A 16,610-nucleotide genomic window follows, 5' to 3' on the forward strand; every position below is an offset into this window, starting at 1 on the left:
GATGTGACGGCGCTTGAAAAAATGTCACCGGGAGAGGAATTTGTCGGCGCAGGCTTGCAGAATCGATCAGACTGACACTAATTCCCCGCGGGCAGAGGCAAAGATGAAACCAGTCATTTTGGTGGTGGATGACGACATAGCGATGGGCGAACTGCTCAGCGATGTGCTTGGCGCGCACGCGTTTGAAGTATTGGTCTGCCAGACCGGCGGCGACGCGCTGGCGATGGTGGCGCAGCGGGCAGACATCGCGCTGGTTTTGCTGGATATGATCCTGCCGGATACCCATGGTTTGCAGGTGCTTCAGCAGCTGCAGCGCACGCGGCCTGAGTTGCCGGTGGTGATGCTGTCTGGTCTGGGCAGTGAGTCTGATGTGGTGGTGGGCCTGGAGATGGGCGCCGATGATTACATCGCCAAACCTTTCAGCTCGCGGGTGGTGGTCGCCCGAGTGAAAGCGGTACTGCGGCGCAGCGGGGCGCTGGCCGGCGAGACGTCGGGCGTCGGCAGCGGCCTGACGTTTAACGGCTGGCGGCTGGATACCACGCGCTGTGAACTGTATAACCCACAGCAGCAGGCCGTTCCTCTGACTCAGGGAGAATATGGCCTGCTGCTGGCGCTGGCGCAGAACGCGCGCCGGGTATTGAATCGCGAACAACTGCTGGCGCTGACTCATAATGAAAGCACTGAGGTGTTCGACCGGACCATCGACGTGCTGATCATGCGCCTGCGCCGCAAAATCGAGTTAAACCCGCATCAGCCGACGTTGATTAAAACCCTGCGCGGTCTGGGCTATGTCTTTTCCGCCGATGTGACCCACAGCGAGAAGGCGGCGTAGGGCGGGTTTGCTGTCTGACCGGCCCGCCCGGCGCTGGAGGATCTAACCATTCTGCAACTGAATAAACGCCTGCAGCTCAGGGAGCGTTTTGGCGCCGTCGATCGCATTGGCGGCCTGCAGGCTGGCGCGGGCGCAGGCGTGGGCCAGCTGCAGACTGTCGGTTAACGGCCAGCGTTCGTGACTGCCATACAGCAGGCCCGCACAGAAGGCATCCCCCGCGCCGACGCTGCCGATAATCTCCTCCGGCGGCAGCCGCCATGACGGTACCCAGCGCCCGGCTTCCGTGCGGGATACACCCCATGCCCCCTCCGGACAATGGATCACCACCCGCTGGCGCACGCCGGCGTCAAGTAATGCGCTGGCGGCGCGGGCGATATTAGCGACGTGCGGCTCGCCGTTGGGCAGACGGATTTCCAGCCCGCTAAACTCACTGGCCTCCAGCTCATTGATGGTCAGGTAGTCGAGATGCGCCAGCGCCGGCAGGACCCGCGGGCGGTAGTGCGGATCGCCTTTGCGCGACACCAGGTCGAGGGACACTTCATAGCCTCGATCGCGCATCTGCGCCAGCAGTCGCGCGCTGCGGGTGCCGAACGCCTCGTCGGGCCGATCAAGGCTTTCGAGCAGCAGCAGATAGCCGAGATGGAAAATCTTCAGCGGCGCATCCAGCGGCTCAAAGGCCGGGAGGTCAAGCAGTCGGTTGGCGCCGGGAGAGTGAAAGAAGGTGCGCTGGCCGTCGGCGTCGGTCATCACCTGGGTCATCGAGGTGGGGGCGGAGCTGGTGCGCTGCACGAGCTGGCGATTGATATGGTACTGATCGAGCATGGCGGTAATGTAATCGCCGTCGTTATCCTCGCCAATCAGGCCAACCGCCTGCAGCGGCAGTCCGGCATGCATTTTAGCCAGAGTCAGCAGGACATTCAGCGGGGCGCCGCCGGTGGCGCGTTCGCTATGGACAATTTCCACCAGCCAGCCGCGCTCCGGCCACTGCCTGATCTGATGGACATGATCGACCAGCATGTTGCCTGCGGCAATAATCCCTTTACGTTCCATGATCGCTACTCCGCGCCGTCATACTCGTTAAGCGTAGCGCACAATCGGCGGAACGATTGTGCGCCGGGTTGCGCTTATTTCACGGTCCAGCCTTTGTAAGAGCTGACGTTGTTTTTGTCGATCATCGTCACCGGGATTAGCACTGGCGCGGTCGGCGCCGGTTTGCCCTGCAGGATGTCGTAGCCAATCTCCACCGCCTTCGCCGCCATGACCTGCGGATCCTGCGCCGGCGTCGCGACGAACAGGGAGTTCTTACGCTTCAGCGCCTCTTCGCCGTCCGGGCTGCCGTCGACGCCCACAATGAAGAATTCGCTACGCTGCGCCTGTTTCGCCGCCAGATCGGCGCCAATCGCCGTCGGATCGTTGATCGCGAACACGCCATCAATCTTCGGATTGGCCGCCAGCAGGGAGGTCATCACCTCCAGGCCGCCTTCCCGGCTGCCTTTAGCGTTCTGGTTGGAGGAGAGGATTTTTATATCCGGGTGTTTTTTGAACTCCGTTTCGCAGCCTTCGACGCGGTTTTGTACGGCGGAGACTGGCGGCCCGTTGATGATCACCACGTTGCCTTTGTTGTTCAGGCGGTCGCTAATGTATTTACAGGCCAGCTCGCCCGCCTGGGTGTTATCGGAGGTGATGGTGGCGTCGGCGCCTTCGGCGGCAACGTCAACCGCTACCACCACGATCCCGGCCTCTTTGGCCCGCTTCACCGCCGGGCCAATGCCCTTCGAATCGGCGGCGTTGAGGATGATCATATCGACTTTGGCGGCGATAAAGTTATCGATCTGCGCCACCTGCTGGCCCAAATCGTAGCCGCTGGAGACCAGCGTCACTTTGACATTATCTCCCGCCAGCTTGCGGGCCTCCAGCTCCGCCCCTTTGGTGATCTGCACAAAGAACGGGTTGGCAAGGTCGCCCACCGTCACGCCAATCGCTTTCAGTTCTTTGGCCGACGCAAAGGGGGAGGCGGCCAGCAGCGCGCCAGCACACAGCGCGGTCACTATCGGTTTTAAACGCATTCGCTTTTCCTCGCAGGTAAGATGGTGTTGTTATGCACTTTGATGGTGTCGGGTACGGTATTTGTCGATCAGCACCGCAATGATGATCACCGCCCCTTTGATCACCAGTTGCCAGAAGTAGGAGACCCCCATCAGGGTCATGCCGTTATTGAGGGTGGCGATAATCAGCGCCCCCACCAGCGTACCGGTGATGGTGCCGATACCACCGACGAAGCTGGTGCCGCCGAGAATGACCGCGGCGATGGCATCCAGTTCGTAGCCGACGCCGAGGTTGCCGTTGGCGCTGTATAACCGCGAGGCGCTCATCACCCCGCCAAGACCGGAGAGCAGGCCGCTCATGCCGTAGACAAACAGCAGCACCAGCCAGACTTTGATGCCGGTCAGCCGCGCCGCCTGCATGTTGCCGCCCACCGCGTAGATATGCACCCCAAGGGTAGTGCGGCGCAGGATAAACCAGCACACCGCGATAACCGCCAGGGCGATGACCACCAGCCACGGCACCGGGCCGAGATAGTCATTGCCGATCCACTCAAAGCTGATATCGGAGTTGATCACCGTGGTGCCGTCAGCCAGCAGATAGGCGGCGCCGCGCAGCGCCGTGTAGGTGCCGAGGGTGACGATAAACGGCGGTAACCCGGCGAAGGCGACCAGCGCGCCGTTGAACAGCCCAAGCAGCAGGCCGAGCATCAGCGCCGCCGGAATCGACAGCAACGTAAACGCCGGGATCAGCGACACCACCATTGCCGCCACCGCGGTGGTGCCGAGAATGGAGCCGACGGAGAGGTCAATGCCGCCGGTGAGGATGATGAAGGTCATTCCCGCCGCCAGTACAATGTTGATCGAGGCCTGGCGGGTGATATTCAGCAGATTGCTTTCCGTGAAGAAGTTGGGGGCGATAAAGCCGAACACGGCGACGATCAGGATGAGGATCGGCAGAATGCCGACGGTCTGCATCAGGTCGCCCATCAACATTTTTTTCGCCGAAGCGGATTTCGCGACCGGCGCGGAGGTCTCTTTCGGTATGCTCATAGTTGCCCTGCCTTAAGGTGAGAATCGTTCACGCCGGTGGCCAGCGTCATGATGCTTTCCTGGCTGATATCGCCGGCCTGCAGCTCGCCGGCGATAGTGCCCTCGCGCATCACATAGACCCGGTCGCTCATGCCCACCACTTCGGGCAGCTCGCTGGAGATCATCAGAATGGCGACGCCCTGGCGCGCCATGTCGTTCATGATGCGGTAAATCTCGCTTTTCGCGCCGACGTCGACGCCGCGGGTGGGTTCATCGAGGATCAGAATGCGCGGGCCAATCGCCACCCAGCGTGAAATCAATAATTTCTGCTGGTTGCCGCCGGACAGCCCGCCGGCGCGCACCTGGGCGTGCGGCACGCGGATGTTAAGCAACTGGATGGCGTCATCGGAGATGGTTTGCGCCTTCCGGCGGTTGAGCATCCCCCAGTTCGCGTCGCGTTCCAGCGTCGCCATGGTGATGTTTTCCTGGGCTGCCAGTTCGAGAAACAACCCCTGTTCTTTGCGGTTTTCGGTCAGAAAGCCGATCCCGAGGTCGATGGCTTCGCGCGGCGAGTGGATCACCACCGGCTCGCCGTCGATCTCAATCACCCCACCGGTGGCTTTGCGCACGCCGAAAATCAGCTGCGCCAGTTCGGACCGTCCGGCGCCGACCAGTCCGGCGAGGCCGACGATTTCGCCAGCATGCACTACCAGGCTGCTGGGCTTCACCTTGCCGCCATCGGTCAGATCCTCGACCCGCAGGCGCGGCTGGCCGCGGGGAATATCGCGCGCTTTATTGAACAGATCGCTGAGCGGACGACCGACCATCATGCGCACCAGCTCCGCCGCGTTGAGCTTGTCGCGCACCAGGCTGCCGACATACTGCCCATCGCGCAGGACGCTGACGCGGTCGGAAAGCTCATACACTTCCGCCATGCGATGGCTGATATAGATAATCGCCATCCCCTCATCGCGCAGGCGCAGGATGAGATCGAACAGGCGCTGGGTTTCCCGCGAGGAGAGGGCGGCGGTGGGTTCATCCATCACCAGAATGCGGCTTTGACGGTGCAGCGCGCGGGCGATCTCCACCTGCTGCTGTTCGGCGATGGTCAGGGTCATCACCCGGTCGCTGGCTTTGAACTGAGCGCCGAGGCGGTCGATCACCGCCTGCGCCTGGCTGAGCATCGCTTTACGCTGCACCAGACCACCGCGCGCCAGCTCGCTGCCGAGGAAAATGTTTTCCGCGACGGAGAGGTTCGGCGCCAGCTGCATCTCCTGGTAGATCAGCGTGATCCCAGCGGCCAGCGCGTCTTTCGGACCCCGGATGGTTTGCGGTTTACCGTCGATCAGGATCTCGCCGCTGGTGGCGGTATAGGCGCCGGCAAGGATCTTCATCAGCGTGCTTTTTCCGGCGCCGTTTTCTCCCATCAGGGCATGGATCTCCCCTGGCCAGACCGTCAGGTCTACGCCTTTCAGCGCGTAGAATTTGCCAAAGACTTTGGCAATATGGCGCATTTCCAGTACCGGGGTGGCGGTCATCGCGGCGCTCCTGTCTGTGAGAACAATAGCTGCAGTCCACCACCGGAAAATAAATGCAGAATGTCAGAATCCATTCATATTTGTCATAGTGATAAATAGTTAACCGCGATCACAGTTACGCGGCGTCATTTTCTGCACCGTCACGCTTATCTGCCGACCGATCCTTCACTGGAGTTGCTATGACCGCTCGCCGACACCCGTTTTTCACCAGCGCCCGTGGCCGCCTGCTCTCCTTTAATCTGCTGATGGGCGTGGTCACCCTGCTGGTCAGCGGCGTGGCGGTGTTTGGCTTTCACCACGCCAGCCAGCTGCAGGAGCAGGTGCAGCGCCAGACTCTCAACGACATGCGCGGCAGTATGGATCTGGCGCGGGACACGGCGAATGTCGCCACGGCGGCGGTGCGCCTGTCGCAGGTGGTGGGGGCGCTGGAGTACAAAAGCGAAGCGGAACGGCTGCTGGCGACGCAGCAGGCGCTGAAGCACTCGCTGGCCCAGCTGGCGGCGGCCCCGCTGGCGCAGCAGGAACAGGCGCGGGTGGCCAATATTATTCGCCGCAGCAACGCGCTGCAGCAGAGTGTGGCGGAGATGCTGGAGCGCGGCCAGCGCCGCCATCTGCAGCGCAATGCGCTGCTGAGTTCGCTTTACCAGAATCAGAGCAACCTGCGCCATCTCGCCGATCTTAACGATCGCGGCGGGGATAAGGCGATCGATCCGCGCCGCCTGGCCGAGATGGACCGGCTGATCGTGGCCGCGATCCATACCGTTACGCCGCGGTCGATCGTCCTGCAGCTCGACCAGCTGCGCGGAGACCTGCCGGCAGGCAGCGCCGATCCCGCGCTGGCGTTTTTTCTTCCCGACGTCACCGGTGAGCTGGCGAAGCTGGCCCCGCTGTCGGCCCAGCTGGAGGAGAGTGACCTGACGATCAGCTGGTACATGTACCACATCAAAGCGCTGGTCGCGTTGCTTAACGAGGATATCAATCAGTACGTGAGCCGGGTGGCGGAAGCCTCAGAGCAGCGGGCGGCGCAGAGCCATCGGGAGCTGCGCTCCATCAGCATGTTTATTCTGCTTTCCGCGCTGCTGGCGCTGGCGATCACCGGCTGCGCCGGGTGGTATATCTACCGTAACCTCGGCTCGAACCTGACCGCCATCTCCCTTGCGATGTCGCGGCTGGCTCAGGGGGAGCCGAACGTCTCGGTGCCGGCCCTGCAGCGGCGTGATGAGCTGGGCGAGCTGGCGCGGGCCTTTAACGTTTTCGCCCGCAATACGGCATCGCTGGAGCACACCACCCGGCTGCTGAAAGAGAAGACCACCCAGATGGAGATCGATCGAATTAAGCGCCAGGAGCTGGAAGAGGCGCTGCTGCACAGCCAGAAGATGAAAGCCGTCGGCCAGTTGACCGGGGGGCTGGCGCATGACTTTAACAACCTGTTGGCGGTGATCATCGGCAGCCTCGAGCTGGTGGAACCGGACGCACGCGATGCGCCGCGACTCTCCAGGGCGCTGAAGGCGGCGGAGCGTGGGGCGCTTCTGACCCAGCGGCTGCTGGCCTTTTCGCGCAAACAGGCGCTGCATCCCCAGGCGGTGGCGATGGCGCCGCTGCTGGAGAACCTCAGCGAGCTGATGCGTCACTCCCTGCCGGCGACCTTAAGCCTGGAGATTGAGGCGCAGTCGCCGGCGTGGCCGGCATGGATAGACGTTGGCCAGCTGGAAAACGCCCTGATCAATCTGGTGATGAACGCCCGCGACGCCATGGCCGGGCGCGACGGGGTTATCAAAATACGCACCTGGAATCAGCGGGTCACCCGCAGCAGCGGCCAGCGGCAGGATATGGTGGCGCTGGAGGTGATCGATCATGGCAGCGGGATGTCGCAGGCGGTAAAAGCCCGGGTGTTTGAACCGTTCTTCACCACTAAAGCCACCGGCAGCGGCAGCGGTCTGGGGCTGTCGATGGTGTATGGTTTTGTGCGCCAGTCGGGCGGCCGGGTGGCGCTGGAGAGCGCGCCGGGGCAGGGGACGACGGTGCGGCTGCAGCTGCCGCGGGCGATGACCGAGGTTGAGACGACGGTGGCGCCAGCGGAGGACGAGCCGCTGCCGGCGGGAGAACGGCTGGCGCTGGTGCTGGAAGATGAAGAAGATGTGCGCCAGACGCTGTGTGAACAGCTGCATCAGCTGGGCTGGCTGACGCTGGAGACGCCGAGTGGCGAAGAGGCGCTGCAGCTGCTGGAGGCGTCGCCGGATATTGCGCTGTTGATTAGCGATCTGATGCTGCCCGGCGCGCTGAGCGGTGCCGACGTGATCCATACCGCCCGACGCCGCTTTCCGGCGCTGCCGGTGCTGCTGATCAGCGGCCAGGATTTGCGTCCGGCGCAGAACCCGGCCCTGCCGGAAGTGGAGTGGCTGCGTAAGCCGTTTACCCGCGCCCAGCTGGCGCAGGCGCTGAGCGCGGCGTACGCGAGGATTTGAGATTCCTCCGCTACTCGGGTGGCGTTCGCTTAATTAAGGTAGCGGCAGGACTCTGACGAGATTGGCCCCGATGAAACGTTACGCAACCGCACTGCTCTTTTGCACCCTGTCGCTGACCAGCCTGGCCGCTCGCGCCGATATTATCGATGACGCGATCGGCAATATTCAGCAAGCCATTAACGACGCCTATAACCCGGGCAGCAGCCGTTCCAGTGACGACGACGGGCGCTACGATGACGGTAGCTATCAGGGGAGCCGTCAGCAGAGCCGCGACAGCCAGCGTCAGTATGACGATCGACAACGGCAACTGGACGATCGCCGCCGCCAGCTTGATGAACGCCAGCGCCAGCTCGATCAGGATCGTCGCCAGTTAGAAAGCGACCAGCGTCGTCTGGATGATAGCTACTGATCGCCCTGCGGCAGACCCGCGCTTAATCCAGCACGATTTCCATCCCGTCATATCCCGCTTCGAAACCTGTCGGCAGCGGGTTATCCATCATCCAGACATCTAACTGGTGGCTGATATGGGTGAGGATCACTCGCGGACAGCCGATCACCTGGTTAAGGTGGCGGACGGTGTTTAGATCGTTGTGGTTACGCGGGGTCTGCGCGCGCGGCTCATGACTGCAATCGATGATCATCGCCTGCGGGCGGTTGTTGAGTAAAAACTTCAGCGTCTTGTCCGGCAGTCCGGCGGTATCCGAGAGCCAGGCCACCCGGCTGTGGGCCGACTCCAGCAGATAACCGAAGGTGAGCTTCGAGTGGTTGAGCGGCAGGGGCGTCACCCGCAGCCCCTGCAGTTCAAACACCACAAATGGTGTGACAGTATGGCTAAAATCGAGCAGGCCGGGGTGCTTGAGCAGATCGTCGCAGCCGGCGTCGTCCGGCGGGCCATAGACCGGGATCGGCGCGCCGACTCCCCAGCGCAGCGGAAACAGCCCCTGCACATGATCCAGATGATAGTGGGTCAGCAGCACCTGCTGAAAACTACCAGCGGGATGATGTTCCATCAGTTCCGGCCGCCCGGCATCCAGCAACGTCACGGCGTTGTTGAACGTCACCACTCCGCTACAGGGGCGGCGGCGGTGATTTTCCTCGCGGCGGGCGCGGCGGCAGGCCGCGCAGTCGCAACCGAAGACGGGTACCAGTTGGGCGCCGCCGGTGCCGGTTAAGCGGATTGTCAGGCTCATCGTGTCACCTTTCACTCATACCGGTTGATTCTCTCCGCGTGCCACGTGGCTGCGCAACAGGCGGAAGAAATCGTCAACCGATTGTCTGAGACTCCCGTCATTATTCAACGTCAGGCAATTGTCTGGCTTATAGCGCGCGGCGCGATCCAGACGCTGGGCGATTTCTACTGCATTTTCCCGGCCGCGCTGCTCCAGCCGCTGGCGCAGCACCGGCGGCGAGACGGCGAGACAGATCGGCACCAATACCTCACCGTAGCGTTCCCGCGCCAGCGCCAGATGGGCGCGGGAGCCGTTGGCCACCACGTCGAAGCCGGCGTGCAGCCACAGGTCGATCTCCACGCCAATGCCATAGTAAGTATTGTTGGCGTGCCAGCTGAGAGCAAAAAGATGCTGCTCGGCGCGGGTAAAAAATTCATGTTCGCTGAGGGCGATATGATTCTCGCTGCCCGCGTTAAACGGACGGGTAATGTAACGATGGGCCACCAGCAGCTGCGGGTGCTCGCGTTCGCGCAGTGCCGCCAGCAGGCTGTCTTTACCGGAGCCGGAGGGGCCCACCAGCCAAATCAGTTTTCCCGGCATTAAAAGACCCTCGTTCCCTGGCGCCAGACATGGTCGATATGCACATGATCGCCGCGACGGTGCGCCAGCACCAGGTCGGCGCGTTTCCCCTCGGCGATGACGCCGCGATCGTCGAGGCCCAGCGCCTGCGCCGGATGCTTGCTGACCAGACGGATCGCCTGTGCCAGGGTGAAGGCGTTATCCTCGGCGTCGGCGATGCGGAACGCCGCATCGAGCAGGCTGGCCGGATAGTAGTCAGACGAGAGAATATCCAGCAAACCACTGCTCGCCAGCTGGTGCGCCGCGATGTTGCCGGAGTGCGAACCGCCGCGCACGATATTGGGCGCCCCCATCAGGACGTGGAGGCCGTGCTGGCGGGAGGCCCGGGCGGCGGCCAGCGTAGTGGGAAACTCGGCGATCACGCTCCCCAGCTGATGGGATTCGGCCACGTGCTCCTCGGTGGCGTCGTCGTGGCTGGCAAGGGCGATATGGCGTGAGCGGCACATGGCGGCGATGGTCTGGCGATTCGGCTGCGACCAGGTGGCGGCCAGCGCCATCTGCTCGGCTTCAAAACGGTCCATCTCGTCATGCGTCAGATGATATTTGCCCTGATAATAATCGCGGTACTTGCTGCGATCGGCGTACTGACGCTGGCCTGGCGAGTGGTCCATCAGAGAGACCATGCTCACTGACTCGCGATCAATCAGCTTTTCGAACAGCGGTAGCGTGGTGTGATGCGGCAGCTCGCAGCGCAGGTGCAGGCGGTGCTCGGCGCGGTTGAGGCCGCGCTTTTGCGTCTCTTCCACCGCATTGACCATCTTCTCCAGATTCTCAAGACGATCGCCGCCATCGCGCACGTCGCCAATCGCCACGGCGTCCAGTACGGTGGTAATGCCGCTGGCGACCATCATGGCGTCATGGCTGCTCATCGCCGAGTGGGCTGGCCAGTCCACTTTCGGCCGCGGCGTAAAGAACTTGTCGAGATTATCGGTATGCAGCTCGATAAGGCCCGGCAGCAGCCAGCCGCCTTCTCCATCCAGCGCCTGTGGCAGCCGGCTCTGGCTTTCGGCAAAGGCGAGGATGCGACCGTGCTGGACTTCCAGTGAGCCGTGGACCACGTCGTGGTCGAGAACCAGTTTTACGTTATTGATAATCATGCTGTCATTCCCATGGAGTGCAGTCGGTCGGCGACCTGATGGCGCACTCCTTCGTCATGGAAAATCCCCACGATGGCCGCGCCGCGCGCTTTGGCATCGTGGATCAGGTTGACCACGGCAGCACTGTTTTTGGCATCCAGTGAGGCGGTGGGCTCATCAAGGAGCAGAATCGGATAGTCGACCGCAAAGCCGCGGGCGATGTTGACCCGCTGCTGCTCGCCGCCGGAAAAGGTCGACGGCGCAAGGTGCCACAGGCGTTCCGGAACGTTGAGGCGGGTCAGGAGCTGTGCGGCTTTCGCGGCGCTCGCTTCACGCGGCGTCCCGAGGTCGAGCAGCGGCTGCATCACCACCTCCAGGGCTGAAATGCGCGGGATCACCCGCAGAAACTGGCTGACCCAGCCGATGGTGGTTTTGCGCACTTCCAGTACCTTGCGTGGGGTGGCGGTGACCAGATCCACCCATTCCTCGCCGTGGCGGATGTGGATATGGCCGCTGTCCGGCAGATAATTGGCATATAGCGAACGCAGCAACGTCGATTTGCCGCTGCCGGAGTGACCGTGGAGTACCACGCACTCCCCGGCGTTAACGGTCAGCGAGGCGTCGGCCAGCACCGGCAGGCGCACGCCGTGCTGCTGGTGCAGAACAAAGGTTTTATGGATGTTTTCAACGCGGATCATGTTAGCCCTCGCGGGGTTGGGTTGCCGGGTGGCGCTTCGCTTACCCGGCCAACGAATAACGCACCTGTAGGCCGGGTAAGGCGCAGCCGCCACCCGGCAAAACAGCATCAATTCTGCAACACCGACGACACCAGCAGCTGGGTGTAAGGGTGGTGCGGATCGTCGAGTACCCGGTCGGTTAAGCCACTCTCGACTACCTGGCCCTGCTTCATCACCAGCAGACGGTTCGCCAGCAGGCGGGCAACGCCGAGATCGTGGGTAACAATCACCACCGCCAGGTTCAGCTCCACCGCCAGGCCGCGCAGCAGGTCAAGCAGCCGCGCCTGCACGGACACATCCAGCCCGCCGGTGGGTTCATCCATAAACACCAGCTTCGGCTGGGTGACGAGGTTGCGGGCGATCTGCAGACGCTGCTGCATGCCGCCGGAAAAGGTGGTGGGCAGGTCGTCGATGCGCGAGGGCGGGATCTCCACCTCCTGCAGCCACTTTTCGGCGGTGGCGCGAATGTTGCCGTAGTGGCGGGCGCCGGTGGCCATCAGCCGTTCGCCGATGTTGCCCCCGGCGGAGACCTGGCGACGCAGGCCGTCCATCGGGTGCTGATGCACCACGCCCCATTCGGTACGTAGCAGGCGGCGGCGTTCGGCTTCGCTCATGGCATACAGCGAGCGCTGCTGGTACAGCACCTCGCCCTGCTGCGGCGTCAGACGGGCGGAGATCGCCTTCAGCAGGGTGGTTTTACCGGAGCCGGATTCCCCGACGATGCCGAGCACTTCTCCCGGCCACAGTTCGAAAGAGACATCGCGAAAACCTTTGTCCGGGGCGTAGAGATGGGTCAGGTTATTTACAGCAAGTAATGGCTGGCTCATTTTTTCTGCCCCTCGCTCTGCTGGCGGCAATAGTCGGTATCGGAGCAGACAAACATCCGCTGGCCGCTGTCATCCAGTACCACTTCGTCGAGGTAGCTGTGGCGCGAGCCGCAGATGGCGCAGGGCTCATCCCACTCCTGCACGGTAAATGGATGGTCGTCGAAATCGAGACTTTCCACCGGGGTATAGGGCGGCACCGCGTAGATCCGCTTTTCGCGCCCGGCGCCGAACAGCTGCAGCGCCGGCATCATGTGCATTTTCGGGTTATCGAATTTCGGGATTGGCGAAGGGTCCATCACGTAGCGGCCATTGACCTTCACCGGGTAGGCGTAGGTGGTGGCGATATGGCCGAAGCGGGCGATATCTTCATACAGTTTCACCTGCATGACGCCGTACTCTTCCAGCGCGTGCATGGTGCGGGTTTCGGTTTCGCGCGGCTCGATAAAGCGCAGCGGCTCCGGGATCGGCACTTGATAGATCAGGATCTGATCCTCCACCAGCGGCGTCTCCGGGATCCGGTGGCGGGTCTGGATCAGGGTGGCGTCTTCGGTACGCTCGGTGGTGGCGACACCGGTGACGCGCTTAAAGAACTGACGAATCGACACCGCGTTGGTGGTGTCATCCGCGCCCTGGTCAATCACCTTCAGCACGTCGTTCTCGCCGATGACGCTGGCGGTCAGCTGGATGCCGCCGGTGCCCCAGCCGTAGGGCATTGGCATTTCGCGACCGCCGAACGGCACCTGGTAGCCGGGAATCGCTACCGCTTTGAGGATCGCCCGGCGGATCATGCGCTTGGTTTGCTCGTCGAGATAAGCAAAGTTATAGCCAGTCAGTGGGTTAGCCACGTTCGTTCTCCCGTTGCAGGCGTTTCAACAGCGCCAGTTCGGCCTGGAAATCGACATAGTGCGGTAGTTTCAGATGCGAGACGAAGCCGGCCGCTTCGACGTTATCGGCATGGGCCAGCACAAACTCTTCATCCTGAGCCGGGCCAGCAATCTCTTCATCGTAGTCCGGCGCCTGCAGGGCGCGGTCGACGAGGGCCATCGCCATTGCTTTGCGCTCGCTCATGCCGAAGGTCAGACCGTAGCCGCGGGTGAAGTGCGGCGGCTCATCCTGTGGGGCGACGAAGCCGTTGACCATCTCACACTCGGTCAGCAGCAGCTCGCCAATATTGACGCTAAAGCCCAGCTCTTCCGGCACGATTTCCACCTGCACGTAACCGCTGCGGATCTCGCCGGCAAACGGATGGTTGCGGCCATAGCCGCGCTGGGTCGAGTAGGCCAGCGCCAGCAGGTAGCCTTCATCGCCGCGCATCAGCTGCTGCAGACGCGAGGAACGCGAACAGGGGTAGACCGGTGGGGTGCGGGTAATATCGTCGGGCGGCGTGCCGTGGTCCTGCTCCGCTTTTGCCAGCCGCTGCTGCGCCAGCAGGTGGAAGACGTGCGGCGTCGGCTCTGCTTCGCCATCGGCTTGCTGCACAGACGGCGCTTCGCCGTTGGCCAGCAGGGTAAAATCGAGCAGGCGATGGGTGTAGTCGTAGGTGGGGCCCAGCAGCTGGCCGCCGGGAATGTCTTTGTACACTGCGGAGATGCGGCGTTCGAGGCGCATCTCCGCAGTGTTAATCGGTTCGCTGACCGCCAGCCGCGGCAGGGTGGTGCGGTAGGCGCGCAGCAGGAAGATCGCTTCGACGTTATCACCGCTGGCCTGCTTGAGCGCCAGTGCCGCCAGTTCGCGGTCGGCGATGCCGCCCTCGGTCATCACCCGGTCCACCGCCAGGTTGAGCTGGTCGCCTATCTGATCAACGCTCAGTTCGGGAAGCCGTCCATCGCCCCGCCGTTTCTGTTCCTGTAAGGCGTGAGCGGCGAGGATCGCCTTCTCGCCGCCCTTGACGGCTACATACATTTAGCAAACCTCCACGTGGGTGGTGCGCGGGATCGCCAGCAGGCGCTCGCCGCAGGTGAGGATCAGATCGATGCCCAGCGGGAACGGGTGCGGGCGTTCGGTTAATTCGTCGATGATGCAGTCCGGCAGCTGCGGCGCAATCATTCGCTCTTCGGCAATGCCTGCCCCGGTCAGGCGCAGCATGCGTCCGCCGCTGAGGCTGGCGAGCTGAACAATCAGCGTGACGCCGGTTTCCGGAGCAGTGACGGTGCCAGCGGAAAGGACGTTGAGCTGCTCGGCGCTGATGCCGTCATTGGCGACGGCAAAAACCGCCTGCTGCGGCTGGTCCACCAGCGGCGCGCCGGTATGAAAGCGCAGATTCTGTCCCACCAGATCGTTATGCAGAGCGCTGGCGAGCCAGACCGGCGTTTCATGATCGGCAAGGGTCAACAGCAGGCTGGTGGAGGCCACGTTCAATGGCTGCCAGCCGTGCTGAAGCTGCTGCAGGGAGACAATCACCCCCGGCTCGCTCATCGCTTTCAGCAGGCGACGAAAACTGTGTTGGGCATCCTGCACAGCCAGGGTAAAAGCGGGTTGTAAGGTCATGCGTTATCTCCGCGAACCAGGGTAAAGAAGTCGACCCGGCTGGCGTTGACTTCGGCGCGTCGGGCTTCAATACGCGCGCTGCGTAGCGCTTCCAGCGGGGTTATCAGGGTTTCCATTAAATTGTGAAAATGGCGAGGCGACTGCAGCAGGGCGTCGATGGCCGCGCAGCGTTCGGCGTGCGGGCGGTCACGGCCTAAGATCCAGCTGTAACCGAGCGTCCCGTCGGCCAGACGTACCGCCGCGCGGGTAAGCGTGGCGTCGCCGGCAAAGAAACGGTCGCCGATACCACCCATGCGGGCCTGGAGCTGTACCAGCCCGGTTTCCGGGGTGCGAATCAATTCATACGCCGGCGCCAGCTGCAGGGACTGCATGCGCGCCAGAAGATCTTGCGGTTCACTGTGGGCCAGGATGGACATCCAGCGCTGGCGGGTGGCGGTATCGAAGTGCATTCAGTGCTCCATGGTAAATTCAATCATGTCGGCGCGGGTCAGGCTGACGGAGTATTCGATGGGGGTCTGCTCGCCCTGGCGGCTGTTAAGGGTGCGCACGCAGAGCAGCGGCGCCATGTTGGGGATCTCCAGCAGCTTGCTCTCTTTTGCCTGCGCGCGGCGGGCGCTGATTTTGGTGCGCGCCCGGGTCAGTTCGACGGCGAGCCGATCGCGCAACAGGTCGTGCAGCGAGCCGTGGCTGAAGGTTTGCAATACCGGCCAGAAGCGCAGGTCGGCGAAGTAGTGGTCGATCAGGCACAGGGCGACGCCATTGACCCGGCGCAGGGTGCGCAGGTGGATGACGTTATCGCCCTCATTGATGCCAAAGGCCTCGGCAACATGCGCGCTGGCGGGTCGCAGCACCGACAGCAGCTTTTCGCTGGTGGGATCGCTGCCCTGTTCCAGCAGGTTCTGACTGAAACGCGCCTGGGCATTGAGCGGGTAATCGATGGGTCGCATCAGCACCAGCACGCCCACGCCCTGACGGCGCTGGACCCAGCCACGTTCAACCAACTGGTCAATGGCCCGGCGCAGAGTATGGCGATTGACATCAAAGCGCGTCGCCAGCTGCTGCTCGGCGGGCAGATAGTCGCCGCAGCGATAGTGGTGGCGCAGCTCCTGCTCAAGTCGGGCGGCAATTTCCTGATAGCGAGTGGGGTAACTGGTCGGATGTCTGGACAGGTGCATAGTCATCAAGCCTCACACAGCATAGGCGAGGAGGTCCCTCGCGTTGTGGGCCGATCCTGACCGGTTTATGTTGCATTTCGGTTAAGTGATGATGACCAAAGGATGAAGAGTTGGTGCCAGACGGATGACAGGGCGGCCGAGCCGCCCTGGCGGGGTCAGCCTTGTTTGACCACGTTGATCATCCAGGGGACGCCAAAGCGGTCGACGACTTTGCCGAAGCCGTGGGCCCAGAACGTTTCCTGCCAGGCCATCTCAATGCGCCCGCCGACGGCCAGCGCGTCGAACCAGCGCTGGCCTTCAGCGACATCGCTGGGATCGAGGACGAGGGTGAAGCCGGCGTAATGCACATCGGGCCCGAAGGCGCTGTCGCTCAGCATCAGCTCGCCGTTGTTGATGCGCAGGCTGGCGTGGGCGATGGCATCATCTGCCATCTTCTGGCCAGACGGGCAGCCGTCTGACGCTTCTTGCGCCGGGGGCGGCATTTCGCCAAAGGTCATTTTAAACGTTAACTCTGCACCCAGCGTCTGCTGATAGAAGGCGATTGCCTCGGCGCAGTTGCCCGCAAAGGCAAGGTAGGGACTTAAGGACATG

General features: G+C 62.6%; 18 protein-coding genes. 3 read left to right on the plus strand and 15 right to left on the minus strand.

Annotation, left to right across the window (positions count from 1 at the left end; translation table 11 throughout):
* Positions 1-103 precede the first annotated feature (103 nt).
* Complete coding sequence (locus tag CWM53_RS27720) at positions 104-832, plus strand: response regulator transcription factor (protein ID WP_074387328.1); 729 nt, start codon at positions 104-106, stop codon at positions 830-832.
* Positions 833-874: 42 nt separating this feature from the next.
* Here the strand turns inward: CWM53_RS27720 and CWM53_RS27725 are convergent, their stop codons facing one another.
* The 4 genes from CWM53_RS27725 to CWM53_RS27740 all read right to left on the minus strand — a co-directional run bounded on the left by CWM53_RS27725 (position 875) and on the right by CWM53_RS27740 (position 5,444).
* Complete coding sequence (locus CWM53_RS27725) at positions 875-1,882, minus strand: carbohydrate kinase family protein (protein WP_074387327.1); 1,008 nt, start codon at positions 1,880-1,882, stop codon at positions 875-877.
* A gap of 74 nt (positions 1,883-1,956) precedes the next feature.
* A complete protein-coding gene (locus CWM53_RS27730; RefSeq protein ID WP_008807254.1) occupies positions 1,957-2,898 on the minus strand; it encodes an ABC transporter substrate-binding protein in 942 nt (313 codons plus the stop codon).
* A 30-nt stretch (positions 2,899-2,928) separates the two neighbouring features.
* Positions 2,929-3,927 (minus strand): ABC transporter permease subunit, encoded by a 999-nt coding sequence (locus CWM53_RS27735; protein WP_023296904.1) that lies wholly within the window; start codon positions 3,925-3,927, stop codon positions 2,929-2,931.
* On the minus strand, positions 3,924-5,444 hold the full coding sequence (locus CWM53_RS27740; RefSeq protein WP_100730094.1) for a sugar ABC transporter ATP-binding protein: 1,521 nt from the start codon (positions 5,442-5,444) through the stop codon (positions 3,924-3,926). The genes CWM53_RS27735 and CWM53_RS27740 overlap by 4 nt, the downstream gene beginning before the upstream one ends.
* A 179-nt stretch (positions 5,445-5,623) precedes the next feature.
* Here CWM53_RS27740 and CWM53_RS27745 point away from each other — a divergent pair, with 179 nt between their 5' ends.
* Both CWM53_RS27745 and yjdP read left to right on the plus strand, forming a co-directional pair.
* A complete protein-coding gene (locus CWM53_RS27745) occupies positions 5,624-7,909 on the plus strand; it encodes an ATP-binding protein (protein ID WP_074387324.1) in 2,286 nt (761 codons plus the stop codon).
* A 70-nt stretch (positions 7,910-7,979) separates the two neighbouring features.
* Positions 7,980-8,318, plus strand: a complete 339-nt coding sequence (gene yjdP / locus CWM53_RS27750) for a DDRRRQL repeat protein YjdP (protein ID WP_061156083.1) — start codon at positions 7,980-7,982, stop codon at positions 8,316-8,318.
* 22 nt (positions 8,319-8,340) lie between these two features.
* On the opposite strand, the gene phnP is transcribed toward yjdP, so the two are convergent.
* From phnP to yjdN, 11 genes are all read right to left on the minus strand, one after another.
* Positions 8,341-9,099 (minus strand): phosphonate metabolism protein PhnP, encoded by a 759-nt coding sequence (gene phnP / locus CWM53_RS27755; protein ID WP_074387323.1) that lies wholly within the window; start codon positions 9,097-9,099, stop codon positions 8,341-8,343.
* 15 nt (positions 9,100-9,114) lie between these two features.
* Complete coding sequence (gene phnN / locus CWM53_RS27760; RefSeq protein WP_074387322.1) at positions 9,115-9,678, minus strand: ribose 1,5-bisphosphokinase; 564 nt, start codon at positions 9,676-9,678, stop codon at positions 9,115-9,117.
* Entirely contained in the window at positions 9,678-10,814 is a 1,137-nt protein-coding gene (gene phnM, locus CWM53_RS27765; RefSeq protein WP_074387321.1) for an alpha-D-ribose 1-methylphosphonate 5-triphosphate diphosphatase, read from the minus strand. The genes phnN and phnM overlap by 1 nt, the downstream gene beginning before the upstream one ends.
* Positions 10,811-11,491: a phosphonate C-P lyase system protein PhnL gene (gene phnL / locus CWM53_RS27770; protein WP_074387320.1), complete on the minus strand. Its 681-nt coding sequence runs from the start codon at positions 11,489-11,491 to the stop codon at positions 10,811-10,813. The genes phnM and phnL overlap by 4 nt, the downstream gene beginning before the upstream one ends.
* Before the next feature lie 107 nt (positions 11,492-11,598).
* Positions 11,599-12,357 (minus strand): phosphonate C-P lyase system protein PhnK, encoded by a 759-nt coding sequence (gene phnK / locus CWM53_RS27775; protein WP_012543148.1) that lies wholly within the window; start codon positions 12,355-12,357, stop codon positions 11,599-11,601.
* Entirely contained in the window at positions 12,354-13,202 is an 849-nt protein-coding gene (locus CWM53_RS27780; RefSeq protein ID WP_002885202.1) for an alpha-D-ribose 1-methylphosphonate 5-phosphate C-P-lyase PhnJ, read from the minus strand. The genes phnK and CWM53_RS27780 overlap by 4 nt, the downstream gene beginning before the upstream one ends.
* Positions 13,195-14,259: a carbon-phosphorus lyase complex subunit PhnI gene (locus CWM53_RS27785; RefSeq protein ID WP_074387319.1), complete on the minus strand. Its 1,065-nt coding sequence runs from the start codon at positions 14,257-14,259 to the stop codon at positions 13,195-13,197. The genes CWM53_RS27780 and CWM53_RS27785 overlap by 8 nt, the downstream gene beginning before the upstream one ends.
* The gene (phnH, locus tag CWM53_RS27790) at positions 14,260-14,844 is read right to left on the minus strand and encodes a phosphonate C-P lyase system protein PhnH (RefSeq protein ID WP_008807244.1); all 585 of its coding nucleotides are present in this window, start codon (positions 14,842-14,844) and stop codon (positions 14,260-14,262) included.
* Positions 14,841-15,293, minus strand: coding sequence for a phosphonate C-P lyase system protein PhnG (gene phnG, locus CWM53_RS27795; protein WP_074387318.1), 453 nt, complete (start codon positions 15,291-15,293; stop codon positions 14,841-14,843). The genes phnH and phnG overlap by 4 nt, the downstream gene beginning before the upstream one ends.
* Entirely contained in the window at positions 15,294-16,019 is a 726-nt protein-coding gene (phnF, locus tag CWM53_RS27800; protein WP_074387317.1) for a phosphonate metabolism transcriptional regulator PhnF, read from the minus strand. It abuts the gene before it with no gap.
* A 155-nt stretch (positions 16,020-16,174) separates the two neighbouring features.
* Complete coding sequence (gene yjdN, locus CWM53_RS27805) at positions 16,175-16,609, minus strand: VOC family metalloprotein YjdN (protein ID WP_074387316.1); 435 nt, start codon at positions 16,607-16,609, stop codon at positions 16,175-16,177.
* Position 16,610 lies beyond the last annotated feature (1 nt).

It is taken from the genome of Klebsiella sp. A-Nf5 (genome assembly GCF_002810545.1).
Classification (GTDB): Bacteria; Pseudomonadota; Gammaproteobacteria; order Enterobacterales; family Enterobacteriaceae; genus Klebsiella; species Klebsiella variicola.